This window comes from Citrobacter sp. S-77 (assembly GCF_963864895.1).
GTDB lineage: Bacteria > Pseudomonadota > Gammaproteobacteria > Enterobacterales > Enterobacteriaceae > Citrobacter > Citrobacter murliniae.
In genome coordinates, this window is record NZ_CAWLWU010000002.1 from 3,401,869 (window position 1) to 3,425,691 (window position 23,823).

Below are 23,823 nucleotides of genomic sequence, written 5' to 3' on the forward strand. Positions count from 1 at the left end.
TGTAATGCGCTCCTGAAGCGAAGGATAATGCGCAAAGTTACCACATTGCATCGCAGAACATGAAACGGCAGGCATGAGCGCCTGCCGTTATGATGGTCAATGTGCCAGCGATTTCTGCACTGGTTTTTCCGGCTGATGTTTATAGCGGAAGAACAACGCAAAGATAACAGCTAATAGCAGAGAATAAGCAGCAAATACCAGCCAGATAGTCTGCCAATCCTTGATACCATCAACAGAGAAATAATCCACTGCCATACCGCTCAGGATTGAGCCAACCCACGCCCCAACACCGTTCACCATTGTCATAAACAGGCCCTGCGCACTGGCACGAATATTGGAACTCACCTCCTGCTCAACGAACACTGATCCTGAGATGTTGAAGAAATCGAACGCACAGCCGTACACGATCATCGACATCAGCAGTAGAACAAAACCAAACGGTGACGGATCGCCAAAAGCAAAGAAACCAAAGCGCAGCGTCCACGCCAGCATACTCATCAACATCACCGTTTTAATGCCAAAGCGTTTCAGGAAGTACGGGATGGTGAGGATAAAACCCACTTCCGCCATCTGTGAAACCGAAAGCAAAATAGACGGATACTTAACGACAAAGCTGTCAGCAAACTCGGGGCTACGAGCAAAATCATGAAGGAATGGATTGCCAAAAACATTAGTGATTTGCAGCACAGCGCCAAGCATCATCGCAAACAAAAAGAAAATCGCCATTCGCGGATTTTTAAACAGGACGAAAGCATCCAGCCCCAATTTACTGGCGAGCGTCGTGGCGGTTTTCTTCTCTGCAACAGGAATTTTCGGTAACGTAAAAGCGTACATTGCCAGCAACAACGATGCACCAGCCGCGATATACAGTTGCGCACTACTGAGTTCCAGGCCCATCAAACTTACTGTCCACATGGCAACAATAAAACCAATAGTGCCAAATACGCGAATCGGCGGGAAAGCGGTTACTGGATCCTGACCTGACTGTGCAAGGCAGGAGTATGAAACGCTGTTCGATAACGCAATCGTCGGCATATAAGCCATCGCGTTAGCTAACATAACCCAGAACATGGTCTCAGGGTCAGTCACGGTTGTCGCGTATAACAACACACCTGCGCAAACCAGATGGCAAAGCATGTAGGCACGTTCTGCACGAAGCCATTTATCAGCGATAATCCCCATAATGCCTGGCATAATAATCGCAGCCAACCCTTTCGAACTGTAGACCATACCGACATTAGCCCCAGTGAAATCCAGGGTGTTAATCATGTAAGAACCCAGGGTCACCAGCCAGCTTCCCCAGATGAAGTATTGCAAAAACGACATGAGCTTTAAGCGAGATACGATACCCATATTTCCGTTCCTTGCCACTCAAAGTAAGACCCCGCAAGCGGGGTCATTTTTATTATTTATTCAGGCCAGTTTGCGTAAGAAACCGCAGATCAGATTGATGAAGTTCTGCCGGGATAGCTCAGCGGCAGCCAGTGTCTGCGCGTGAGATAATTTCACATCCCCCAGTCCTTCAGCCAGATTCGTAATGGCTGCAACCGCAACCACTTTCAGGCCACAGTGACGCGCAGTGATAACTTCGGGCACGACTGACATCCCGACGACATGACCTCCAATGATTTGCATCATGCGAATTTCTGCTGCTGTTTCAAAGTTTGGTCCCGGATAGGAAACAAATACGCCTTCACTAAGCGGGAAACCCTCTTCTGTCGCGACGGTTTGCAGGATTGCACGATAGTCTGCGTCATATGCATTCGCCAGCGAGAAGAAGCGCTCTCCAAAACGCTCATCGTTAAGCCCAACCATTGGCGTACCCGGCATAGTATTGATGTGATCGCTAAGCGCAACCAGACTACCTGGTCCTACTTCGGGACGCAGAGAACCTGCGGCATTAGTGCAAAACAACAGTTCGCAACCAAGCAGTTTCAGAGTGCGAATGGCATCGGTCATCACCGTCATGCCGCGACCTTCGTAGAAGTGCCCGCGCCCTTTCATACACGCAACGGGAATCCCCGCCAGATTCCCCAGCACCAGCTCACCAGCATGGCCATGTACGGTACTAACCGGGAATCCCGGCAGCTTCTCGTAAGAGATCGCCACCGCGTCCTCAATTTGATCTGCCAGCGCGCCAAGGCCAGAACCGAGGATAAAAGCCACGCGCGGCGTGAAATCAGGTTTGTAACCACGAATGATATCGGCGCTATACCAGGGATTCTGTGAAAAAAGTGAGGCGTTCATGGGATATCCTTAAAACTGAGTAATCGAAAATATCGTAGGGTGCTGTGATGTTATAGCGAGACTACGCAATCGATTACCAATACACTTTTCCCCGACTATCGATAGCAAATCTGTATTGATAACGTGGGCTAAATCGGTGCGAACTCACATTATTTCCCCGCCAGAAATGGCAGACAGCGCTCAAGCACGAGCAACAGCAGCCCTTTTATAAGGTGAGGTTTATATCTGATAGAGCGGATCGCGGACTCGACCCGCGGTTAGTTCACTGGCCTGTGTACGTACCACGTCCCACAAAGCCTGAGCGGCGGTCGATAACGACCGATTTTTGCGTCGAGCCAGCATCAACTGTCGTTCAACCACGGGTGTCAAACGTTTGACCTGCAGATGACTCCCCTGCGGCAAGGGTAACGCCAGCGCGGGCAACACACTAATACCAATCCCCGCTTCGACCATCGGAAAGAGCGTCGCCGGATGGCCAATCTCCTGCACAATATTGGCATCTATGGAAAAATGGGCCAGCGCTGCATCAATCAATGGCCGGCTACCGGACGCATAATCCTGTAATACAAGCTTCGCGCCCTGTAACGCCTGCCAGGGCACATAATCCTGCGCTGCAAATGGATGTTCGCGATGACACAAGAGAAAGAAGGGCTCGGAGAGGATCGACTCACACTGGAGATCGCTCGCCGCACCAGGATCGATAACGATCCCAAAATCAACATCGCCCTGCCGAATGCTTTCCATCACCCATTGCTGTGGGCGATCGTGCAGAACAAACTGGATATCAGGGTAGCGCCGGTGGCTTTCAGCAATGCACTGTGGAATTAAATGCGCAGAGATGGTCTGGCTGGCGGCAACCCGAACTTTACCACTCAACTGCTGCCCCATACGTCCGGCTTCGCGCAGCGTGCTGTGCAGCTCATCCAGGATGCGCTCCAGTCGTGCCGCCAGCTGTTGCCCGGCTTCCGTCAACACAACCTCTCGTGTTGTGCGATCCAATAGCCTGACACCTGTCTGCCCTTCCAGCTCTTTAACGCTGTGGCTGACCGCCGACTGACTTAAGCCAATAATTTCCCCCGCCCGACTGAAGCTTTTAGCCTGAGCGACGGTGACAAAGATGCGTAGCTGACGTAGTGAGTAATTCATTTATTCAATTCATATATGGATGCAATAAATCAATTTTATTTCTCAAACAGAAAAACGCAAAATGTTGATACCGAATCCCAGGAGCTTTTATGAAACTTTTTCGTATCCTTGATCCGTTCACCCTGACGCTTATTACGGTCGTTTTACTGGCATCCTTTTTTCCAGCCGAAGGCGGTTTTGTGCCCTTCTTTGAAGGTCTAACCACCGCCGCTATTGCCCTGCTGTTTTTTATGCACGGAGCAAAGCTTTCGCGTGAAGCCATTATTGCGGGCGGTAGCCACTGGCGTTTACATCTGTGGGTAATGTGCAGCACCTTTGTGGTCTTCCCTGTGCTGGGTGTCTTGTTCGCCTGGTGGGCACCGGTCAACGTTGATCCGATGCTATACACAGGCTTCCTGTATCTGTGCATTTTGCCGGCCACAGTGCAGTCGGCTATCGCCTTTACATCGCTGGCTGGCGGTAACGTAGCTGCCGCAGTTTGCTCCGCCTCGGCCTCCAGTCTGTTGGGTATTTTCCTCTCTCCGTTACTGGTAGGCCTGGTAATGAATATGCATGGTGCAGAAGGCAGCCTGGAGCAAGTTGGTAAGATCATGCTGCAATTGCTGTTACCTTTCGTACTGGGACATCTCTCGCGTCCATGGATTGGTGCCTGGGTGTCACGCCATAAAAAATGGATCGCTAAAACCGACCAGTCCTCCATTCTGCTGGTGGTTTACTCTGCATTCAGCGAAGCGGTCGTTAACGGTATCTGGCACAAAGTTGGAGTCGGCTCACTGCTGTTTATCGTTGTGGTCAGCATCGTATTGCTGGCAATTGTGATTGGTATCAACGTCTTTGTTGCGCGTAAATGCGGCTTCAACAAAGCCGATGAAATCACCATTGTTTTCTGCGGATCGAAAAAGAGCCTGGCGAACGGGATCCCGATGGCGAATATCCTGTTCCCGACGTCAGTGATAGGAATGATGGTGCTGCCGTTGATGATCTTCCATCAAATTCAGCTCATGGTGTGTGCCGTGCTGGCGCGTCGCTATAAACGACAAACTGACGAATTACAGGCGCAGCGAGAAAGCCGCGCAGCAAAGGCTTAAAGCGGACGTTTCAGGGGCTGCACCAACTGCGTCAGCCCCTCAGTTTTAATCAGCAGCGTGATTTGCATCAGTTCACCCAGTTTGCCCGGTGGAAACTCATCCTTACGGGCAAACCACAACAGATACTCTTCCGGCACATCAATCAATCGCCGCCCTTTGTATTTACCAAAGGGCATCACGGTATTGGCGATGTCAATAAGCTGCTCTTTTTCCATTTCAGGCACCCAGTAAACGAATCATTTCGGCTTCATCAATCACGGCAATGCCCAGTTCCTGGGCCTTCGCCAGCTTCGATCCTGCCGCTTCGCCAGCAATCACCAGGTCGGTTTTCTTCGATACGCTTCCCGCAACTTTCGCACCGAGTTCGCTCAGTCTGGCTTTAGCATCATCACGGGACATCTGGCTCAGACTTCCTGTCAGCACCACCGTCTTACCGGCGAAGGGACTGTCTATCTCCTCTGCATTGATAACAACAGGAGCGGGCCAGTGAATGCCTTGTGCCAGCAGTTGGCCAATGACCTCGCGGTTACTCTCTTCCGCAAAGAAGTTAAACACGTGCGTGGCCACCACGATGCCAACATCCGGTACTTTTTGCAGTTCGTCAATGGACGCTGCTTCCAGCGCATCCAGGGTACCGAAATAAGCAGCCAGTCCCGCAGCAGTCGCTTCACCAACCTCACGAATACCAAGCGCATAGAGGAAACGGGCAAACGTCGTTTCTTTCGCTTTCTCCAGTGCATTCACCACATTTTGCGCCGACTTTGGCCCCATACGATCCAGTCCGGTCAGCTTACCAGCAGTTAACTGGAACAGATCGGCTGGCGTATGGACATACTCTTTCTCAACCAGTTGGTCGATAATTTTATCGCCCATGCCGTCAACGTCCAGCGCCCTACGCGAAACAAAATGTTTGAGAGATTCTTTACGCTGTGCACCACAAATTAAACCACCGGTACAGCGGGTAACAGCCTCACCTTCAACACGCTCAACGTCAGATCCACATACCGGGCATTGGGTAGGGAATTCTATTTCACGCGTCTCTTCCGGGCGCTCGGAAAGCACCACGTTCACGACCTGCGGGATCACATCACCTGCACGGCGAATCACTACTTTGTCACCGATGCGCAAACCAAGACGCTCGATTTCGTCGGCGTTATGTAGCGTGGCGTTACTGACCAGCACGCCGGCGACCTGTACTGGCTCAAGACGGGCAACGGGCGTAATCGCACCGGTACGTCCAACCTGGAATTCGACATCGCGCACAAAGGTCATCTGTTCCTGCGCAGGGAATTTAAACGCCACAGCCCAGCGCGGTGCGCGGGCAACGAAGCCCAGTTGCTCCTGCAGCGCCATTGAGTTGACCTTAATGACCACACCGTCAATGTCAAAACCAAGCGACGGACGGTCCTCCTCCACCTTGTGGTAGAACGCCAGAACAGCTTCTGGTGAATCGCATAGCGTCACTCTGTCGCTGACCGGAAGCCCCCATGCTTTAAATTGCAACAAGCGGCCCAGATGGGTATCAGGCAGTTCGCCTCCTTCAAGCACGCCGACGCCATAACAGAAGAAAGTAAGTGGTCGCTTCGCCGTAATACGTGGATCAAGCTGGCGCAACGAACCCGCCGCCGCATTACGCGGGTTAGCAAACACTTTATTGCCAGTACGACGCGCTTCTTCATTGATTTTTTCAAATCCGGCCTGTGGCAGGAACACCTCACCACGCACTTCCAGACGGGCTGGAATATTTTCGCCACGCAATTTTAGCGGGATAGCGCGAATGGTGCGCACATTAGAGGTAATATCTTCGCCAGTCGTACCATCACCGCGTGTCGCAGCACTCACCAGCACACCATTTTCATACAAGATACTTACCGCCAGACCGTCCAGCTTCAGCTCGCAGCACCAGGTCAGTTTGTCGGTACTCTTCAGCCTGTCCTGCACGCGTTTATTGAAGGCCAGAAAACTCTCTTCATCAAAGACGTTATCCAGCGACAGCATTGGGACTTCATGGCGTATCTGGCTAAACGCCGCCAGCGGGGCTGCTCCTACGCGTTGAGTTGGCGAGTCGGGCGTAACCAGCTCCGGATGCTGCGCTTCCAGTTCACGCAGTCCACGCATCAGGCGGTCATATTCCGCATCGGGAATTTCCGGCGCATCCATCACATGGTAGAGATACTCATGATGGCGAAGCGTGGTTCGCAGTTCTGTCAGTTGTTGTTCGATTGATTCCATATCGCACCATCAATGATAAAAAACCCCCGACAGGCGGGGGTTCAGAAAGGAGATGTCACGCCAGAAGAAGATCAGGCGTGTGATTCTTTAACTTCGCGGATGCGGTCCTGATACTCGCGCAGTTTCTGCGGCGTCATCATTCGACGCTGATCATCAAGCACCACACCGCCGACTTCATCAGCAATGTGCTGTGCAGACTGCAACATCAGCTTAAAGTTTTGCAGCTCGTCCCCATAAGAAGGCACCTGCATAAAGATGGTGACACCAGGGGTGGTAAAATCGCCGGTCATCTCAGGATCAAACGTTCCGGGGTTCACCATATTCGCAAGGCTGAACAGCGACGGACCGCTGCCGTCCGGGCTCAGATGACGATGGAAAATATTCATATCGCCAAACTTGAAGCCGGCCTGCTGAATGCTGTTGAGCAGCACTTCACCATTAAGCTCGCTGCCATGATGAGCCGCGACGTTCATAATGATGACCGCTTCTTTACGCTGCGGTTTTTCAGCAACAGGCTCTTTTTCAACAACGGGTTCAGGCTGCGGTTGATGCTCCACGGCTGGCTCCACAGGCTGGAAGGTCTGCGGTGCAGGTTGCGGGGCTTGCTGCACGGGTTGCTGAACCTGCGGGGCCACTGGCTGAGGCTGAACCGGCTGGTGTTGTACAGGCTGTTGCTGTTGTACAGGCTGCGGCGGATGCTGAACATGCGGCGGCGGCACCGGCGCTTCAGCGGGCTGCTGCGCGGGTTGACGCGGCTGAGCAGACGCATAAGGCGGCTGGTACTGGTGTTGCGGCGACTGAGGAGGAACCCCATGTTCCTGAGCGTTGCCGGGAGCATGATTCACACGATGAACGCGAACTTCGCCCACACCTTCGTCTTCCTCGACGTTATCGTCGAACGAATCCTCATCGTCACGTTTAGACTTCATGCGTTTAAGTGGGCGATCGCGGAATATAGAAGACCGCTCTTTACGGCTAGTCCAGAAACCATGTACCAGTAAAGCGATTATGGCGATCGCGCCAACAATGATTAATATCAGACGCAAATCCTGCATCATTATATTCTCTGTTGTTCTAACACCTTGCCACCACGGCAAACATTTACTTACTAAGAGTATTTGTCGATTACGCCAAGTGCAAGTGCGCTCTCAACTTTCACAGCATAAAGATGAACAAAATCGTGCTTTTTGCTGTTTTTTCGAACATTTCCGAACTGGTCTACGCTCAACAACCGAGTAAGATAGGTAAAGTTTACCCAGGGTTTATATAATACGGAGTACGTCCTGACTATGGTTTCATCATCTGCAGTTATATCACGCAGCGGTTTTTATTACTTTTCTCAGGGATGGAAACTCATCACCCAACCGGGGATCCGTCGTTTTGTTCTCCTGCCTTTGCTGGTGAATATTCTGCTGATGGGGGGAGCATTCTGGTGGTTATTTACGCAACTGGATAGCTGGATCCCCGCACTGATGAGCCATGTCCCGCAGTGGCTACAGTGGCTCAGTTATTTACTCTGGCCTATTGTGACCATTTCCGTACTGTTGGTATTTGGCTACTTTTTCTCCACGATTGCTAACTGGATCGCCGCCCCCTTTAACGGATTGCTGGCAGAACAACTGGAAGCGCGCCTGACCGGCGCAACCCCGCCAGACACCGGGGTGCTAGGCATAATGAAAGATGTGCCGCGCATTATGAAACGCGAATGGCAAAAGCTGGCATGGTATCTTCCGCGCGCCGTTGTGCTTCTGCTTCTCTATTTCATTCCCGGGATTGGTCAGACTGTCGCGCCGGTGCTGTGGTTTTTGTTCAGCGCGTGGATGCTGGCTATTCAGTACTGCGACTATCCTTTTGATAACCACAAAGTTCCTTTCAAAGAGATGCGCACCGCCCTGCGCACGCGCAAAGTCACTAATATGCAGTTTGGCGCGCTGACCAGTCTGTTCACACTGATCCCGGTACTGAATCTGGTGATCATGCCAGTCGCGGTTTGTGGAGCCACGGCGATGTGGGTAGATTGCTATCGTGATAAACACGCGTTATGGAAATAATGCAAATATGTGTAAAACACGAGTGGCTTAGATCCACTCTTATTCCATACTGGAACGCATTATTTCTCATCAGCATATAGATATGCGAATTCCTTACTTCCCCATACTTTTTCAACAGGTATGCTGAAGCGGTATCCCAATTTCATACAGTTAAGGACAGGCCATGAGTAAGATTTTTGAAGACAACTCGCTGACTATCGGTCATACGCCGCTGGTTCGACTGAACCGTATCGGTAACGGACGCATTCTGGCGAAGGTGGAATCACGTAACCCAAGCTTTAGTGTCAAATGCCGTATCGGTGCCAATATGATTTGGGATGCCGAAAAACGTGGGGTACTGAAACCGGGCGTTGAGCTGGTCGAACCAACCAGTGGTAATACCGGGATTGCGCTGGCCTATGTCGCCGCCGCTCGCGGTTACAAACTGACTCTGACGATGCCGGAGACCATGAGCATTGAGCGTCGTAAGTTGCTGAAAGCACTGGGTGCGAACCTGGTACTGACCGAAGGCGCAAAAGGTATGAAAGGCGCCATTCAGAAAGCGGAAGAAATTGTCGCCAGCGATCCGGAAAAATTCCTGTTGCTTCAGCAGTTCAGCAACCCGGCAAACCCGGAAATCCATGAAAAAACCACCGGCCCGGAAATCTGGGAAGACACCGATGGTCAGGTTGATGTGTTTATCTCTGGCGTGGGTACCGGCGGTACATTGACCGGGGTAACACGCTACATTAAAGGGACCAAGGGCAAAACGGACCTCATCACCGTTGCTGTTGAACCTACAGATTCTCCAGTTATCGCCCAGGCTCTGGCAGGTGAAGAACTTAAACCTGGTCCGCACAAAATTCAGGGTATTGGCGCAGGCTTCATTCCGGGTAACCTTGACCTGAAGCTAATCGATAAAGTCGTGGCGATCACTAATGAAGAAGCCATCTCTACAGCGCGCCGCCTGATGGAAGAAGAAGGTATTCTGGCAGGTATCTCTTCGGGTGCTGCGGTTGCTGCTGCACTTAAGCTCCAGGAAGATGAAGCCTTTACCAATAAGAATATAGTGGTTATTCTACCGTCATCGGGTGAGCGTTATCTGAGCACTGCACTGTTTGCCGATCTCTTTACTGAGAAAGAACTGCAACAGTAATGCCAGCATGTTAAAAACGCGTAAAAAAGCACCCTTTTGGGTGCTTTTTTGTGGCCTGCTTCAAAGTTTCAACCCACCTGGCATTGATTCAGCCTGCCGGAACTGGTATTTAACCAAACTAATTATTTTGATGCGCGAAATTAATCGTTACAGGAAAAGCGCTAGCTGAATCGATTTTATGATTTGGTTCAACTCTTCCTTTCGCGGCATAATGTTTAATGACGAACGAAACGTCAGCGGCAAGAAGTTGCCAGCAACGGATTGCACCGAACTCCTTTTGTGTCGCGTCCTGTTTACGTCGACGCTAACAATACAGGCTAAAGTTGAACCGCCAGGCTAGACTTTAGTTCCACAACACTAAACCTATAAGTTGGGGAAATATAATGTTCCAGCAAGAAGTTACCATTACCGCTCCGAACGGTCTGCATACTCGCCCTGCTGCTCAGTTTGTTAAAGAAGCAAAAGGCTTTACTTCTGAAATTACTGTGACTTCCAACGGCAAAAGCGCCAGCGCAAAAAGCCTGTTTAAACTGCAGACTCTGGGCCTGACTCAGGGCACCGTTGTTACCCTTTCCGCAGAAGGCGAAGACGAGCAGAAAGCAGTTGAGCATCTGGTTAAACTGATGGCTGAACTCGAGTAAGTTCAACGAGTTCTTTTCAATATCAGTCACAAGTAAGGTAGGGTTATGATTTCAGGCATTTTAGCATCCCCGGGTATCGCTTTTGGCAAGGCACTGCTGCTGAAAGAAGACGAGATCGTCATTGACCGGAAAAAAATTTCTGCCGACAAGGTTGATCAGGAAGTTGAACGTTTTCTGAGCGGTCGTGCCAAGGCATCTGCGCAACTGGAAGCGATCAAAACTAAAGCTGGTGAAACGTTCGGTGAAGAAAAAGAAGCCATCTTTGAAGGGCATATCATGCTGCTCGAAGATGAGGAGCTGGAGCAGGAAATCATAGCCCTGATTAAAGATAAGCACATGACGGCTGACGCAGCTGCGCATGAAATTATCGAAGGTCAGGCCACAGCCCTGGAAGAGCTGGATGATGAATACCTGAAAGAACGTGCGGCTGACGTACGTGATATCGGTAAACGCCTGCTGCGTAACATCCTGGGTCTGGCAATTATCGACCTGAGCGCCATTCAGGAAGAAGTTATTCTGGTTGCCGCCGATCTGACTCCGTCAGAAACCGCACAGCTGAACCTGAACAAGGTGCTGGGTTTCATTACTGACGCAGGTGGCCGTACTTCCCACACCTCAATTATGGCGCGTTCCCTCGAACTGCCTGCCATCGTGGGTACCGGTAGTGTTACCTCTCAGGTTAAAAACGACGACTATCTGATTCTGGATGCCGTAAACAACCAGGTTTACGTCAATCCAACTAACGACGTTATCGAGCAACTGCGTGCCGTTCAGGAGCAGGTGGCGACCGAAAAAGCGGAACTCGCTAAGCTGAAAGATCTGCCAGCTATCACGCTGGATGGACATCAGGTGGAAGTTTGCGCCAATATCGGTACCGTTCGTGACGTTGAAGGCGCTGAGCGTAATGGCGCTGAAGGTGTTGGTCTGTATCGTACCGAATTCCTGTTCATGGACCGTGACTCGCTGCCGACTGAAGAAGAACAGTTTGCCGCGTATAAAGCCGTTGCAGAAGCATGTGGCTCTCAGGCTGTCATCGTACGTACCATGGACATTGGCGGTGATAAAGAACTGCCGTACATGAACTTCCCGAAAGAAGAGAACCCATTCCTGGGCTGGCGTGCCGTGCGTATCGCTATGGATCGTAAAGAGATCCTGCGTGACCAGGTTCGCGCTATCCTGCGTGCTTCTGCTTTCGGTAAACTGCGCATCATGTTCCCGATGATCATCTCTGTTGAAGAAGTGCGTGCACTGCGTAAAGAGATTGAAATCTATAAACAGGAACTGCGCGACGAAGGTAAAGCATTTGACGAAAGCATCGAGATTGGCGTAATGGTGGAAACACCAGCTGCGGCAACGATTGCGCGTCATTTAGCCAAAGAAGTTGATTTCTTTAGTATCGGCACCAATGATTTAACGCAGTACACCCTGGCAGTTGACCGTGGTAATGATATGATTTCACACCTTTACCAACCGATGTCGCCATCTGTTCTGACGCTGATCAAGCAAGTTATTGATGCTTCTCATGCTGAAGGCAAATGGACCGGCATGTGTGGTGAGCTTGCAGGCGACGAACGTGCTACACTTCTGTTGCTGGGGATGGGTCTGGACGAATTCTCTATGAGCGCCATTTCTATCCCGCGCATTAAGAAGATTATCCGTAACACGAACTTCGAAGATGCGAAGGTGTTAGCAGAGCAGGCTCTTGCTCAACCGACAACGGACGAGTTAATGGCTTTAGTTAACAAGTTCATTGAAGAAAAAACAATCTGCTAATCCACGAGATGCGGCCCAATTTACTGCTTAGGAGAAGATCATGGGTTTGTTCGATAAACTGAAATCTCTGGTTTCTGATGATAAGAAAGACACCGGAACTATTGAGATTGTTGCTCCGCTCTCTGGCGAGATCGTCAACATCGAAGACGTGCCGGATGTAGTTTTTGCTGAAAAAATCGTTGGTGATGGCATCGCTATCAAACCAACCGGTAATAAAATGGTTGCCCCGGTAGACGGCACCATCGGCAAAATCTTTGAAACCAACCATGCGTTCTCTATCGAATCTGATAGCGGCATTGAGCTGTTCGTTCACTTCGGTATCGATACCGTTGAACTGAAAGGCGAAGGCTTCAAGCGTATCGCTGAAGAAGGTCAACGCGTTAAAGTGGGCGACCCGGTTATTGAATTCGATCTGCCTCTGCTGGAAGAGAAAGCCAAGTCTACCCTGACTCCGGTTGTTATCTCCAACATGGACGAAATCAAAGAACTGATCAAACTGTCCGGTAGCGTAACCGTGGGTGAAACCCCGGTTATCCGCATCAAGAAGTAATTCTTACGGTAGTGAAGAATGGCGCCTGATGGCGCCATTTTTTTATACACTTCATCCGGCATTACAATACAGAGGTCACCGGTCGGTAACACGCCTCGCGCATCAGGATTTTCATCCCTTCCGGACCACTTTCCAGCATGCGTCTTTCTGAATCTGACACCAGCAATTCGCAATCATACCCACCAGCAATACCGAACATTGCACGAGCCACACAAATATTTTCCAGTGCTTCCGTCCCGCTGGTATCAAAATGTCCAATCATACGTCCATGCTGGCAAACCACCAGCCGATAACTCTTCATCGCGCCTCCCCTGCTGGTGGCAGAATTAATTCGTCACAACCGCACCGTTGCGTCCATGTCATCACTTCCAGTACGCGCTGTGCGGCATCGTGTGTCGCAGCGGTGAGGGGTTTCCCTAAAACAATACCGCTCACCAGTTCAGCGCAAAACAAATCGCCAGTTCCCTTTAGATCCGTCTTTACTCTGGGGTGGGTTAACACTTCCACCGTATCAGCCGTTACCACTGCAACATTGATAACCTCCGGGGTTTCGCCCGGTGCGCTGGTGATCACAACCCATTTTAGCGTCTCGGTGAGCAAAGATTTTGCCGCAGTTATCGCTTCATCCAGCGTACGACACGGTTTTCCACTCAACATTTGCAGCTCAAACACATTTGGCGTCAGTCCTTGCGCCAGCGGCATCAAGTGTTTGCGGTAAGCATCCGGGATTTCGGCCTTCACATACATTCCGCTATCCGTATCACCGATCACCGGATCGACTAAAATACACAGGTCCGGGTGCGTGACGCGAACAATTTCCAGCCACTGTGCCAGCAAGGCGATTTGTTCCGCGCTCCCCATATATCCCGTGGTCACCGCCTTTAGCTCACGCAAAGCATCACGCTCATTTAAGGCCCTGAGATAACCACTAAACCAGTCTGCAGGGATTATCCCACCGTAAAAGGTCTCATAATGTGGAGTATTACTGAACAACACCGTGGGGATCGCCGTCACCCGTAACCCCTGTGCTTTGATGGCTGGCACGGCGATACTGTTACCGACACTGCCATACACCACCTGTGACTGGACGGCGACGATATCGGTCTGTAACGCCCGATGCGTGTCGTCGAAGAGCACTGACTGTATTTCACTCTCCTGCTCCATAAACCTCTCCTCTCGCTGGACAGCGGGCTTTCACCTCACTATTATCGTCATATGCTAAAATTCATTTTGTCATAGGTCAATAATGATCGACGGAAAAACCGCTAACGAAATTTTTGACAGTATTCGTCAACATGTCGCTACAGGCACATTTATGCCTGGCGAAACGCTGCCGCCGGTAAGGGAGCTGGCCGCGGCATTAAACGTCAATCGCAATACTGTCGCAGCGGCATATAAACGGCTGGTCACCTCCGGGCTGGCAATCAGCCAGGGGCGAAATGGTACCGTCATCAAGGGATTATCCTCGCCCGTCGCGCTGGAGGGCAGTAATCCGGATACCCCTCTGACCGACCTTTCCGGCGGCAATCCTGCAGCGCATCTCCTGCCCGACCTGAGCCGTTATTTCGCGAAGATAAATAAGACTCCGCGATTGTATGGTGATGCTGCAGTATCGCCGGGTTTGAAGACGTGGGCGACACAATGGATGCAGGATGCCATACCCTGTACGGGCGAAATTGATATCACCAGTGGCGCAATTGATGCTATCGAACGACTACTGTGCGCCCATTTACTACCGGGCGATAGCGTCGCAGTAGAAGATCCTTGTTTTTTGAGTAGCATCAATATGTTGCGTTATGCTGGTTTTTCCGCCAGTCCAGTCAATGTGGATAGCGAAGGCATGCAACCTGAGATGCTGGAACTGGCGCTACAAAAAGGGGCCCGGGCGGTTATCCTTACCCCGCGCGCGCACAATCCGACGGGGTGTAGTCTGAGCGCAGTTCGCGCTACCGAATTGCAGAATATTCTGGCTCGTTACCCGCAAACACTGGTGATTATTGACGATCACTTTGCCCTGCTTTCCGCTTCCCGCTGGCATCCAGTCATTGCGGAACAGACACATCACTGGGCGGTCGTCAGATCCATGTCTAAAACATTAGGTCCTGACCTGCGACTTGCCATCGTGGCCAGCGATCCGGCTACCTCCGCGAAACTCCGTCTACGGCTCAACTCCGGTAGCCAGTGGGTCAGCCATCTGCTACAGGATTTAGCCTGCGCCTGCCTGAGTGACAATGAGTACCAGCGCACGCTGACACTGACTCAGCAGTTTTACGCCTCTCAGCAACAAAAGCTCGTCCTGGCCCTCAAACAACATGGTATTGAGCTTCATGCTGGTGATGGCCTGAACTTCTGGCTACCGCTGGAAACTCACAGCCAGCCACTCGCCTTTGCGCTAGCTAAGTTTGGCTGGCTGGTACGTGAAGGTGAAGTTTTTGGTGTCAATGCGCCTTCACATGGTCTGCGAATTACGTTGTCAATGCTGAAAGACAGCGACATCAACAAGCTGGCGGCTGATATTCATCAGACGCTGAAGCGCTAACAGGAGAGAAAACGTGCGAGTTCATTTTGTTATTCATGAGTCATTTGAATCTGCTGGCGCTTACCTGCCATGGGCCGAAGAGCGTGGTTATACCATCACCTGGTCGTGCGTTTACGCTGGAGAGTCAATACCAGCCAGTGCTGATAGCTTCGATATGCTGGTCGTGTTTGGTGGCCCGCAGTCTCCACGAACCACGCTCGCAGAATGCCCGTACTTTGACTCTCTGGCCGAACAGCATCTGATTAACCAGGCGATTTCTGCACGTAAGATTGTGGTGGGGATCTGTCTGGGATCACAACTGATTGGCGAGGCGTTGGGCGCAAAAGTGTGTCAGAGCCCGGAAAAAGAGATTGGGCATTCCCCCATTACGCTGACTGAGGCTGGCAAACAGCATCCGTTCATTGCCCACTTTGGATCGCCGCTGATTGTCGGCCACTGGCACAACGATATGCCAGGGTTAACCGACCAGGCAACAGTCCTTGCCACAAGCGTTGGCTGCCCGCGACAAATCGTGCAATACGGTAACTTTGTCTACGGTTTCCAGTGCCATATGGAATTTACCGCCGAAGCGATTGAGGGACTGATTCAACACTCAGAGCAAGAACTTGCTGAGGCAAAAGGAAAACGCTTTATCCGTTCAGTTGCCGAAATGCGCGAGTGGGATTACCAACAGATGAATGAGAAACTCTGGCAGTTCCTCGATCTGCTGGTAGAGAAACACCGCGGATAATATACAGAGAGGCCGGATAGCGCCACGCTTGTCCGGCCTACAAGCTCATTGGCATCCCTACAACAACACCCTTAAATCCCTGCCCCCTGATTAAAGTGTTCTTCGCCAAAGACTCCGGTTGAAAGATAGCGGTCGCCACGATCGCAGATGATTGCTACCACCACCGCACCCGGTGTGGCATGCGCCACGCGTAACGCCCCTGCCACAGCCCCGCCAGAGCTTACTCCGCAGAAAATGCCTTCGCGAATCGCCAGTTCTCGCATCGTGTTTTCGGCGTCGTCCTGATGAATATCTAAGACCTCATCAACCAACGAAGCGTTAAAAATTCCTGGCATATATTCCGCAGGCCAGCGTCGAATACCGGGAATGCTGCTCCCTTCCTCCGGCTGCAGACCAACAATTGTCACCGGCTTTTCCTGCTCACGCAGAAAACGTGACACGCCGGTAATGGTGCCGGTGGTCCCCATGCTGGAGACAAAATGCGTAATGCGACCTGACGTCTGCTGCCAAATTTCCGGCCCGGTCGTTGTGTAATGCGCATACGGGTTATCGGGATTATTAAACTGATCGAGCAGTTTTCCTTCACCGCGTTCGGCCATTTCCAGCGCCAAGTCACGCGCCCCTTCCATCCCCTGTTCTTTGCTGACCAGAATAAGCTCAGCACCGTAGGCACGCATCGCCGCACGCCGCTCCTGGCTCATGTTGTCAGGCATCAGAAGCTTCATGCGATAACCTTTCAGTGCGGCAATCATCGCCAACGCAATTCCGGTATTACCACTGGTTGCCTCAATCAGCACATCACCGGATTTGATTTCCCCACGTTTTTCCGCTTCGACAATCATTGATAGCGCAGCGCGGTCTTTCACCGAACCTGCCGGGTTATTCCCTTCCAGCTTAACCCAAATTTCACTGCCGTTATCCGGCGCAAGGCGTTGCAGTTTGACCAGAGGCGTATTGCCAATCGTTTGTTCTAATGTATTCACGTTTTCTGCTCATAAAAAAGCCGGGTGGCGCTACGCTTACCCGGCCTACAAGTGACGACTAGAGACTGTAGACCCGGCAAGCAGTACGCCACCGGGTGATAAACATATAAATTAAGCTATCAGGCTGATTCTGCCAGAGCAAGCTCCGCTTCGCGTGTTTCAATGCGTTGCTCGCCGTTATACAGACGCGCATTTTGCAACCCAACAAACAGGCGTTCACCACGGACAGGGGAATCATCACCTTGCATCACAACCGTCAGCGGCTCGTTATACCACCCCAGCGGCTGCACAACTAATTGGGTGTAGTGGCCTTTCGGACTGGCCTCCAGCACCTGCACCGGTAGAGGAGAATCCAGGCTGGTACGGCGACTGACATCCACTTCCCACGGACGCAAGAACAGATCAACCGCTCCCTGATACGCAGGCGTATATCCCAGCGGCCAGCGGTGAGCTCCAACGTGGAACTGCCCGCCGCGAATAGTACCCTGCAGACGGTTAACCTCACCCATGAACTCCAGTACAAAGCGGGTTGCTGGTTCGCGCCATACCTGGTCCGGCGCATCTGCCTGCTCAATATGTCCCTGGCTCATCACTACCACGCGATCAGCAACTTCCGTCGCTTCTTCCTGATCGTGAGTGACAAATACACTGGTGAATTTCAACTCTTCGTGAAGCTGGCGCAACCAGCGACGCAGCTCTTTACGTACCTGAGCATCGAGCGCACCAAACGGTTCATCAAGCAGCAGGATCTGCGGTTCTACCGCCAACGCACGTGCCAGCGCTACACGCTGCTTCTGCCCGCCGGAAAGCTGCGCCGGGAAACGGTCCGCCAGATGGGCAAGTTGCACCATCTCCAGCAGCTTAGTCACTTTCGCTTTGATAGTCGCCGCATTCGGACGCTCACGGCGTGGCAATACCGTCAGACCAAAGGCGATATTGTCGAATACGGTCATATGGCGGAACAGGGCATAATGCTGAAATACGAAACCGACTTTACGGTCGCGGGCGTGCAGACGACTCACATCCGTACCGTGAAAACGAATATGTCCGCTGGACTGATGCTCCAGCCCGGCAATAATGCGTAGCAATGTGGTTTTACCCGAGCCAGAAGGCCCCAGCAGCGCGACCATCTGACCTGAAGGAATATCCAGTGAGATATCATTCAGCACCTGGGTGCGACCAAAAGACTTCTTAATATTGGCAATCTCAATGCTCATGATTTTCCTCCTGCTGCGCGCGTTTTTCCTGGTTCTCCAGACGCCATTGCAACATGCTCTTCAAAAACAGGGTAACAATCGCCATCAGCGTCAATAACGCGGCGGCGGTAAAGGAGCCGACGGTGTTGTAGTCCTGCTCCAGTAATTCAATCTGTAACGGCAGCGACAGGGTTTCACCACGAATCGAACCGGAAACTACCGATACTGCTCCGAATTCCCCAATTGCACGGGCGTTGGTCAACACCACGCCGTACAACAGCGCCCAGCGAATATTCGGCAGAGTAACGCGACGGAACATCTGCCAGCCCGATGCGCCCAGCAGAATCGCCGCCTCATCTTCATGACTGCCCTGGCTCAGCATGACCGGAACCAGCTCGCGTACTACAAATGGACAGGTAACGAAAACCGTGACCAGCACCATTCCCGGCCAGGCAAACATAATTTGCAGATTATGTTCATCCAGCCAGCCACCCAATGGGCCGTTAGAACCGTAAAACAGCAGATACACCAGACCAGCCACAACAGGCGACACGGCAAACGGGATATCCAGTAACGTCAGCAGCAACTGGCGTCCAGGAAAGTTAAAGCGGGTTACCAGCCAGGCCAGTAGCACGCCAAAGACCAGATTCACCGGCACGGCAATCAACGCAATCAGCACCGTCAGCCAAATGGCGTGCAGCATGTCCGGATCGGCCAGATTCTGTAATACCGGCATTAATCCCTTGCTGAACGCCTGAACGAAGATATAAATCATCGGTACCAGCAAAATAAATGCTGATACCAGCATGCCCGTGCCGATTAGAAACCATTTACCCCAGTTGATGCGGGATGCGCCATAGCGTTTCAATTGAGTAATTTCTGCCATCAGTGACCTACCACGCGTCGACCAAAACGACTTTGCAGGGTGTTAATCGAAAACAGCAGCAACAATGAAGCCCCGAGAATAACCGACGCAATCGCGCTGGCAGCGGGATAGTCAAACTCCTGCAAGCGGACAAAAATCATCAGTGAGGTCACTTCTGTTTTCCACGCGATGTTCCCGGCAATAAAGATAACTGCGCCAAACTCACCCAGGCTGCGGGTGAAAGAGAGTGCCACGCCCGCTATCAGCGCGGGAGATAACTCCGGCAGCACCACTTTACGAAAGCTCTGTAACCGTGTAGCACCGAGTGTTTCAGCGGCTTCTTCATACTCCGGCCCTAACTCTTCCAGCACCGGTTGAACGGTACGCACCACGAACGGAATGCTGGTAAACGCCATAGCGACTGCAATTCCCAGCCAGGTGTAAGTCACTTTGATATCGAACTTCGCCAGCCACTCGCCGTAGAAACCGTTGACCGAAAACAACGACGCCAGCGTCAGGCCCGCCACCGCCGTTGGCAGGGCAAAAGGCAAATCCATTAACGCATCCAGCAACGTGCGGCCTGGAAAGCGATAGCGGGTTAAGATCCACGCCATCAACAGACCAAATACACCGTTAAAAATCGAGGCCACAAACGCTGAAATCAGCGTCACTTTATAGGCCGCCACAACCTGCGGATTAGTAATCACATCCCAGTATTGTGCCCAGCTCATTTGCGCCAGTTGCATCACCAGCGCACTGAGCGGCAGCAGCAATATCAGGCACACAAACAGCAAGCTGGTGCCCAGGCTTAAGGTAAAGCCAGGCAGCACGCGTCGGGAAGAAACAGCAAACATTTACTTACGCCCCGCCGCCAACAGTTTGTCCAGCTCACCACCGCTGACAAAGTGCGTTTTCATCACCTCAGGCCAGGAGCCAAAGTGGTCTTCCACGCGGAACAGTTCGGTCTGCGGGAATTTATCCTTCAGCTTGTCCATGACCTCAGGATTGTTCACACGATAGTAATAGTCGGTGATGATAGTCTGTGCTTCAGGGCTGTAGAGCCAGTTCAGATAGGCCTTAGCCGCTTTTTCTGTGCCATTGGCTTGCACGTTTTTGTCTACCCACGCCACCGGGAATTCAGCGAGAATATTGGTTTTCGGAATAACAACTTCAAATCCCTGCGCTTCATACTGCTTGCGGATGTTATTCACTTCTGATTCAAAGCTTATCAGCACATCGCCCAGGCCACGTTCAGCAAAAGTGGTGGTGGCGCCACGACCGCCGGTATCAAATACCTCAACGTTTTTCAGGAATTGCGTCATAAACTGCTCGGTTTTGGCTTTGTCGCCACCGTCAGCTTTATCTGCCGCACCCCACGCTGCAAGGTAGGTGTAACGGGCATTACCGGACGTTTTCGGATTCGGGAAAATCAGTTTTACGTCGGAACGAACCAGGTCATTCCAGTCGTGGATATTCTTCGGATTCCCCTTACGTACCAGGAAGCCCATGGTGGAATAGAATGGCGAGCTGTTATTCGGCAGACGGCTTTGCCAGTCGGCCGGGATCAGCTTGCCTTTATCGTGCAGGATCTGCACATCGGTGACCTGGTTATAGGTCACCACGTCAGCTTTCAACCCCTGTAAAATCGCCAACGCTTGTTTTGATGACCCGGCATGGGATTGTTTAATGGTCAGCTTATCCCCGCCGTTATCCTTCGCCCATTGCTGCTCAAACGGTGGATTAAGGGCGGCAAACAGCTCGCGGGAAACATCGTAAGAACTGTTCAGTAGTTCCGTTGCCTGCGCCTGACCTATCAGTAGCAGAGACGCGACCAGCGTCAGAGAGCTTTTTTTCAGGAAATTAACGGCCATTGCGCACCCTTATAAATTTAATGACTTTCTTATGGCCATCATATTTATAACCAGTGCTAAAGGAGTAACGGTTTTATATACCGTTTGATGATTTGAAAGTTGAAAAGAGAATAAGGGGTACCTCCCCTCCATATCGCGGAGAGGAGGATGGCATCGGTCAGACGCCTACGCTGACGCTTTCAGGCAAAGTGCTACCGCCATCAATCACGTTTTGCGTGCCGGTCAGGTAACTGGACTCATCGGACGCCAGGAACGCCGCCAGTTCGCCAACCTCAAGCGGACACGCCAGACGACGCATCGGGATCGCTTTCGCCATTTCAGTTAATACAGACTCTGGATCATCCGGGTTAGACTGACGTGCAATATTTTCTGCCATCGGCGTACGTACATAGCCCGGACAAATAGCATTCACGCGAATACCAGACTGCGCGTATTCCACCGCCAGGGATTTGGTTAAGCCGATAATTGCTGCTTTCGACAGCGCGTACGCCGTTTCGCCCGGATCGGCAACCATATCGCCGGTTACGGATGACATCATCACAATGCGTCCGTCTTTACGAGCAATCATCTCCGGCAGAACGGCTTTCGTCACGTTCCAGACGCCTTTAATATTGATATCAATATGGAAGTCGCGATCTTCATCGCTCATATCAAGGAAGCTGCCGAGGCGACATACGCCCGCATTGTTGACCAGAATATCGATTTTTCCCTCAATCTTCTTCGCACGTGCTACCGCCGCCGTGACAGAAGCAAAATCTCTGACGTCCGCATGAACTGCCGTGCAACGGTGACCGCGTCCACTCAGCTCATCTGCCAGTTTTTCAATCTCATCGGAGATATCCAGCAAGATTAGGTTCGCGCCATGGCGGGCAAACGTTCTGGCAATACCTTCGCCAATGCCCTGAGATGCGCCCGTAATCAATGCTGTTTTGCCCGTGAGTTTTCCCATTTCAATATTCTCCTTTTGAATATGGAGCCTTACACTCCATTCACGCAGAAGATACAGCAATAACAAATTAGTGCTGAGGAATAGCTCACTAAATCAGGTTAATGTCAGGTAAAAAAAATCCCCGACGACGCGGGGATTAGCTTATTTCTCTGGATTTTGTCGGAAAGCGGCTTCGTCTCAACAAGCCTGCACGATTGCTATCTGTAGTCCAGGCACCCGGCAATAATCACAGGGCGAGCAGACGATCCAGCGACGGAGCAAAGTAATAGCCGCCGGTCACCGGTTTGGTAAAGCGCAGCATGGCGTCACGTTTACCATCAGTATCGCCAAACATACTCAGCAGTTGCTGCTCAATATTATGCAGACGCGCACAGTAAGCGCAGAAATAGAGACCGTGTGTGCCGCTGGCGGTACCGTACGGCAGGCTCTGGCGAACAATTTTCAGCCCCTTGCCATCTTCTTTCAAATCCACACGGCTCAGGTGAGAAGTTACCGGGCGATCATCACCGTCAATCTCTTCATTGGCTTCTTTGGTGCGACCAATCATCATTTCCTGATCATGAATGCTCATGCGGTTAAGCTGCTTCAGGTTATGTTCCCAACGCTGTACAAATACATAGCTGCCACCGGCATCAACGCCATCTTTGATGACCGCGACTTCACGGCGCGTTTCTTCTCCGGCCGGGTTTTCCGTACCATCCACAAAGCCGCTAAGATCGCGCTCTTCAACCCAACGGAAACCGTGGATCTCTTCTTTCACTTCGATGCAGTCGCCAAAGGCTTCCATCGCTGCCTGCGCAACGGAGAAATTCACGTCATGACGCAACGAGAGGATATGGATCAGCACGTCATACTGGGTCGCCGGTGCCAGACCTTTACCGTAAGGGATAAAGTCTTTCAGTTCTTCAGCGCCCACGCCGCCGCTCAGTGTGCGCCAGGTGTTGTTGCCGAAAGCAACGACCGCGCCAAGGTGCGCATCCGGGAATTTCGCTTCAAAGGTCGCCAGTTTATCCGCAAAGGTTTTACTGGCCGCACGCAAAGCCTCAACGTCGCCCTTAACATTGGCTTCAATCCAAATCGCCGCACGGCAATGTTCTGGCAAAATGCCACTCTGAACCTGAGACATTGTTCCTCCTGAAAAAAAGATGCCACGACATCGTGGCATTGATAGGCGTTATTCTACCTGTTTTTTTAGTCCGTCGATTTGTTCAGACGCAAATTAACGCCGCCAGATAATTTTGCTCACTTTCCAGTCTTTCAGCGTATCGTCAGACGGCATTATGCCTTCAGGCCCGCTCCACTCGCCGGAAAAAATATAGCTAATATGTTGACTTCCTTCAGCTTTACACTCAACACCCGCACTATCATCTCCGGTAGCTTTCTGGCAATTACCGAAAGCTTTAGTGTAAAGGTCGCTAAACGGTGTACCGATTTCTGCACCGGATGCTGATGAAATATCGCTGTCCAGCACATCAATGCGGCTGATCGTTCCCTGATCACCGTTGATAATCATCGCAACGCTGCTATCTTTCATCACCTCATAAAAGCGTACAACATTGCCATTATTGGTTTTCATCCCGCTACGCAGGCGATAGTCCCCATCCAGCGCATCGGCAATCGATTTTTCATTCAGCGGTGTGGCGGCGGTGAGTTTTCCCACACCCTGCTCAGTGACCTCCGTCGAAGAACCAAACCAGTTCCACGGATTTGCAGCAGACCAGTTCACCGACGACAGCGTTGAACAACCAGTCAGTACCAGCGGCATCGCGCATAAAATCAAACGCAGTGATTTCATTTCACCTCCTCCCTTATTTATCAACGTTGCTT

At 51.5% G+C, this 23,823-nt stretch carries 24 protein-coding genes; 8 read left to right on the forward strand and 16 right to left on the reverse strand.

Annotated elements, in window-relative coordinates; all coding sequences use genetic code 11:
* Positions 1-96: 96 nt before the first annotated feature.
* The 3 genes from AACS05_RS16885 to AACS05_RS16895 form a co-directional block, all read right to left on the reverse strand.
* Positions 97-1,353, reverse strand: coding sequence for a nucleoside permease (locus AACS05_RS16885; protein WP_045445879.1), 1,257 nt, complete (start codon positions 1,351-1,353; stop codon positions 97-99).
* A 60-nt stretch (positions 1,354-1,413) separates the two neighbouring features.
* The gene (gene xapA / locus AACS05_RS16890; RefSeq protein ID WP_045445882.1) at positions 1,414-2,247 is read right to left on the reverse strand and encodes a xanthosine phosphorylase; all 834 of its coding nucleotides are present in this window, start codon (positions 2,245-2,247) and stop codon (positions 1,414-1,416) included.
* A gap of 219 nt (positions 2,248-2,466) precedes the next feature.
* Positions 2,467-3,393: a LysR family transcriptional regulator gene (locus AACS05_RS16895; protein WP_045445885.1), complete on the reverse strand. Its 927-nt coding sequence runs from the start codon at positions 3,391-3,393 to the stop codon at positions 2,467-2,469.
* 89 nt (positions 3,394-3,482) lie between these two features.
* On the opposite strand from AACS05_RS16895, the gene AACS05_RS16900 reads away from it, so the two are divergent.
* The gene (locus tag AACS05_RS16900) at positions 3,483-4,481 is read left to right on the forward strand and encodes a bile acid:sodium symporter family protein (protein WP_045445888.1); all 999 of its coding nucleotides are present in this window, start codon (positions 3,483-3,485) and stop codon (positions 4,479-4,481) included.
* On the opposite strand, the gene AACS05_RS16905 is transcribed toward AACS05_RS16900, so the two are convergent.
* The 3 genes from AACS05_RS16905 to zipA all read right to left on the reverse strand — a co-directional run bounded on the left by AACS05_RS16905 (position 4,478) and on the right by zipA (position 7,771).
* Positions 4,478-4,696: a DUF3820 family protein gene (locus AACS05_RS16905; protein ID WP_045445890.1), complete on the reverse strand. Its 219-nt coding sequence runs from the start codon at positions 4,694-4,696 to the stop codon at positions 4,478-4,480. The genes AACS05_RS16900 and AACS05_RS16905 overlap by 4 nt on opposite strands.
* Before the next feature lies 1 nt (position 4,697).
* Positions 4,698-6,713, reverse strand: coding sequence for an NAD-dependent DNA ligase LigA (ligA, locus tag AACS05_RS16910; RefSeq protein WP_045445892.1), 2,016 nt, complete (start codon positions 6,711-6,713; stop codon positions 4,698-4,700).
* Between the two features lie 71 nt (positions 6,714-6,784).
* A complete protein-coding gene (zipA, locus tag AACS05_RS16915; protein ID WP_045445895.1) occupies positions 6,785-7,771 on the reverse strand; it encodes a cell division protein ZipA in 987 nt (328 codons plus the stop codon).
* A 231-nt stretch (positions 7,772-8,002) separates the two neighbouring features.
* Here zipA and cysZ point away from each other — a divergent pair, with 231 nt between their 5' ends.
* From cysZ to crr, 5 genes are all read left to right on the forward strand, one after another.
* Positions 8,003-8,764 (forward strand): sulfate transporter CysZ, encoded by a 762-nt coding sequence (gene cysZ / locus AACS05_RS16920; protein WP_045445898.1) that lies wholly within the window; start codon positions 8,003-8,005, stop codon positions 8,762-8,764.
* A gap of 163 nt (positions 8,765-8,927) precedes the next feature.
* Positions 8,928-9,899, forward strand: a complete 972-nt coding sequence (cysK, locus tag AACS05_RS16925) for a cysteine synthase A (protein ID WP_045445901.1) — start codon at positions 8,928-8,930, stop codon at positions 9,897-9,899.
* A 383-nt stretch (positions 9,900-10,282) separates the two neighbouring features.
* Entirely contained in the window at positions 10,283-10,540 is a 258-nt protein-coding gene (gene ptsH, locus AACS05_RS16930) for a phosphocarrier protein Hpr (RefSeq protein ID WP_002913505.1), read from the forward strand.
* A 45-nt stretch (positions 10,541-10,585) separates the two neighbouring features.
* The gene (gene ptsI / locus AACS05_RS16935) at positions 10,586-12,313 is read left to right on the forward strand and encodes a phosphoenolpyruvate-protein phosphotransferase PtsI (RefSeq protein ID WP_045445911.1); all 1,728 of its coding nucleotides are present in this window, start codon (positions 10,586-10,588) and stop codon (positions 12,311-12,313) included.
* 40 nt (positions 12,314-12,353) lie between these two features.
* Positions 12,354-12,863, forward strand: coding sequence for a PTS glucose transporter subunit IIA (gene crr / locus AACS05_RS16940; protein WP_000522253.1), 510 nt, complete (start codon positions 12,354-12,356; stop codon positions 12,861-12,863).
* A gap of 61 nt (positions 12,864-12,924) precedes the next feature.
* Here crr and AACS05_RS16945 read toward each other — a convergent pair whose 3' ends face one another.
* Together AACS05_RS16945 and pdxK are read right to left on the reverse strand one after the other, a co-directional pair.
* Positions 12,925-13,164: a hypothetical protein gene (locus AACS05_RS16945; RefSeq protein ID WP_045445919.1), complete on the reverse strand. Its 240-nt coding sequence runs from the start codon at positions 13,162-13,164 to the stop codon at positions 12,925-12,927.
* Complete coding sequence (pdxK, locus tag AACS05_RS16950; protein ID WP_045445922.1) at positions 13,161-14,027, reverse strand: pyridoxine/pyridoxal/pyridoxamine kinase; 867 nt, start codon at positions 14,025-14,027, stop codon at positions 13,161-13,163. The genes AACS05_RS16945 and pdxK overlap by 4 nt, the downstream gene beginning before the upstream one ends.
* Before the next feature lie 82 nt (positions 14,028-14,109).
* Between pdxK and ptsJ the strand changes: the two genes are divergently transcribed.
* Positions 14,110-15,402 (forward strand): MocR-like B6 salvage transcription factor PtsJ, encoded by a 1,293-nt coding sequence (gene ptsJ, locus AACS05_RS16955; protein ID WP_045445924.1) that lies wholly within the window; start codon positions 14,110-14,112, stop codon positions 15,400-15,402.
* Between the two features lie 13 nt (positions 15,403-15,415).
* Positions 15,416-16,132: a type 1 glutamine amidotransferase gene (locus AACS05_RS16960; RefSeq protein ID WP_045445926.1), complete on the forward strand. Its 717-nt coding sequence runs from the start codon at positions 15,416-15,418 to the stop codon at positions 16,130-16,132.
* 71 nt (positions 16,133-16,203) lie between these two features.
* Here the strand turns inward: AACS05_RS16960 and cysM are convergent, their stop codons facing one another.
* The 8 genes from cysM to AACS05_RS17000 form a co-directional block, all read right to left on the reverse strand.
* Entirely contained in the window at positions 16,204-17,115 is a 912-nt protein-coding gene (gene cysM / locus AACS05_RS16965) for a cysteine synthase CysM (protein ID WP_045445927.1), read from the reverse strand.
* A 119-nt stretch (positions 17,116-17,234) separates the two neighbouring features.
* Positions 17,235-18,332, reverse strand: coding sequence for a sulfate/thiosulfate ABC transporter ATP-binding protein CysA (gene cysA / locus AACS05_RS16970; protein WP_045445930.1), 1,098 nt, complete (start codon positions 18,330-18,332; stop codon positions 17,235-17,237).
* Complete coding sequence (gene cysW / locus AACS05_RS16975) at positions 18,322-19,197, reverse strand: sulfate/thiosulfate ABC transporter permease CysW (protein WP_045445933.1); 876 nt, start codon at positions 19,195-19,197, stop codon at positions 18,322-18,324. Before cysW ends, cysA begins: the two co-directional genes overlap by 11 nt.
* Positions 19,197-20,030 carry a sulfate/thiosulfate ABC transporter permease CysT gene (gene cysT / locus AACS05_RS16980; protein WP_045445935.1) on the reverse strand — a complete coding sequence of 278 codons (834 nt, stop codon included), beginning with the start codon at positions 20,028-20,030 and terminating at the stop codon, positions 19,197-19,199. Before cysT ends, cysW begins: the two co-directional genes overlap by 1 nt.
* Complete coding sequence (gene cysP / locus AACS05_RS16985) at positions 20,031-21,047, reverse strand: thiosulfate/sulfate ABC transporter substrate-binding protein CysP (protein ID WP_045445937.1); 1,017 nt, start codon at positions 21,045-21,047, stop codon at positions 20,031-20,033.
* A gap of 157 nt (positions 21,048-21,204) precedes the next feature.
* Positions 21,205-21,996, reverse strand: coding sequence for an SDR family oxidoreductase UcpA (ucpA, locus tag AACS05_RS16990; protein ID WP_045445939.1), 792 nt, complete (start codon positions 21,994-21,996; stop codon positions 21,205-21,207).
* A 226-nt stretch (positions 21,997-22,222) separates the two neighbouring features.
* Entirely contained in the window at positions 22,223-23,122 is a 900-nt protein-coding gene (gene yfeX / locus AACS05_RS16995) for a porphyrinogen peroxidase (protein WP_045445941.1), read from the reverse strand.
* Positions 23,123-23,215: 93 nt separating this feature from the next.
* Positions 23,216-23,791: an RpoE-regulated lipoprotein gene (locus tag AACS05_RS17000; RefSeq protein ID WP_045445945.1), complete on the reverse strand. Its 576-nt coding sequence runs from the start codon at positions 23,789-23,791 to the stop codon at positions 23,216-23,218.
* Between the last annotated feature and the right edge of the window lie 32 nt (positions 23,792-23,823).

Coding starts and splice junctions, on each gene's coding strand:
- ptsJ (WP_045445924.1), top strand. CDS start 14,110: ATGATCGACGGAAAAACCGCTAACGAAATTTTTGACAGTATTCGTCAA.
- AACS05_RS16900 (WP_045445888.1), top strand. CDS start 3,483: ATGAAACTTTTTCGTATCCTTGATCCGTTCACCCTGACGCTTATTACG.
- cysA (WP_045445930.1), bottom strand. CDS start 18,332: ATGAGCATTGAGATTGCCAATATTAAGAAGTCTTTTGGTCGCACCCAG.
- cysP (WP_045445937.1), bottom strand. CDS start 21,047: ATGGCCGTTAATTTCCTGAAAAAAAGCTCTCTGACGCTGGTCGCGTCT.
- xapA (WP_045445882.1), bottom strand. CDS start 2,247: ATGAACGCCTCACTTTTTTCACAGAATCCCTGGTATAGCGCCGATATC.
- AACS05_RS16945 (WP_045445919.1), bottom strand. CDS start 13,164: ATGAAGAGTTATCGGCTGGTGGTTTGCCAGCATGGACGTATGATTGGA.
- AACS05_RS17000 (WP_045445945.1), bottom strand. CDS start 23,791: ATGAAATCACTGCGTTTGATTTTATGCGCGATGCCGCTGGTACTGACT.
- cysK (WP_045445901.1), top strand. CDS start 8,928: ATGAGTAAGATTTTTGAAGACAACTCGCTGACTATCGGTCATACGCCG.
- zipA (WP_045445895.1), bottom strand. CDS start 7,771: ATGATGCAGGATTTGCGTCTGATATTAATCATTGTTGGCGCGATCGCC.
- ptsI (WP_045445911.1), top strand. CDS start 10,586: ATGATTTCAGGCATTTTAGCATCCCCGGGTATCGCTTTTGGCAAGGCA.
- cysT (WP_045445935.1), bottom strand. CDS start 20,030: ATGTTTGCTGTTTCTTCCCGACGCGTGCTGCCTGGCTTTACCTTAAGC.
- ptsH (WP_002913505.1), top strand. CDS start 10,283: ATGTTCCAGCAAGAAGTTACCATTACCGCTCCGAACGGTCTGCATACT.
- crr (WP_000522253.1), top strand. CDS start 12,354: ATGGGTTTGTTCGATAAACTGAAATCTCTGGTTTCTGATGATAAGAAA.
- AACS05_RS16905 (WP_045445890.1), bottom strand. CDS start 4,696: ATGGAAAAAGAGCAGCTTATTGACATCGCCAATACCGTGATGCCCTTT.
- AACS05_RS16895 (WP_045445885.1), bottom strand. CDS start 3,393: ATGAATTACTCACTACGTCAGCTACGCATCTTTGTCACCGTCGCTCAG.
- ligA (WP_045445892.1), bottom strand. CDS start 6,713: ATGGAATCAATCGAACAACAACTGACAGAACTGCGAACCACGCTTCGC.
- pdxK (WP_045445922.1), bottom strand. CDS start 14,027: ATGGAGCAGGAGAGTGAAATACAGTCAGTGCTCTTCGACGACACGCAT.
- ucpA (WP_045445939.1), bottom strand. CDS start 21,996: ATGGGAAAACTCACGGGCAAAACAGCATTGATTACGGGCGCATCTCAG.
- yfeX (WP_045445941.1), bottom strand. CDS start 23,122: ATGTCTCAGGTTCAGAGTGGCATTTTGCCAGAACATTGCCGTGCGGCG.
- AACS05_RS16885 (WP_045445879.1), bottom strand. CDS start 1,353: ATGGGTATCGTATCTCGCTTAAAGCTCATGTCGTTTTTGCAATACTTC.
- cysZ (WP_045445898.1), top strand. CDS start 8,003: ATGGTTTCATCATCTGCAGTTATATCACGCAGCGGTTTTTATTACTTT.
- cysW (WP_045445933.1), bottom strand. CDS start 19,197: ATGGCAGAAATTACTCAATTGAAACGCTATGGCGCATCCCGCATCAAC.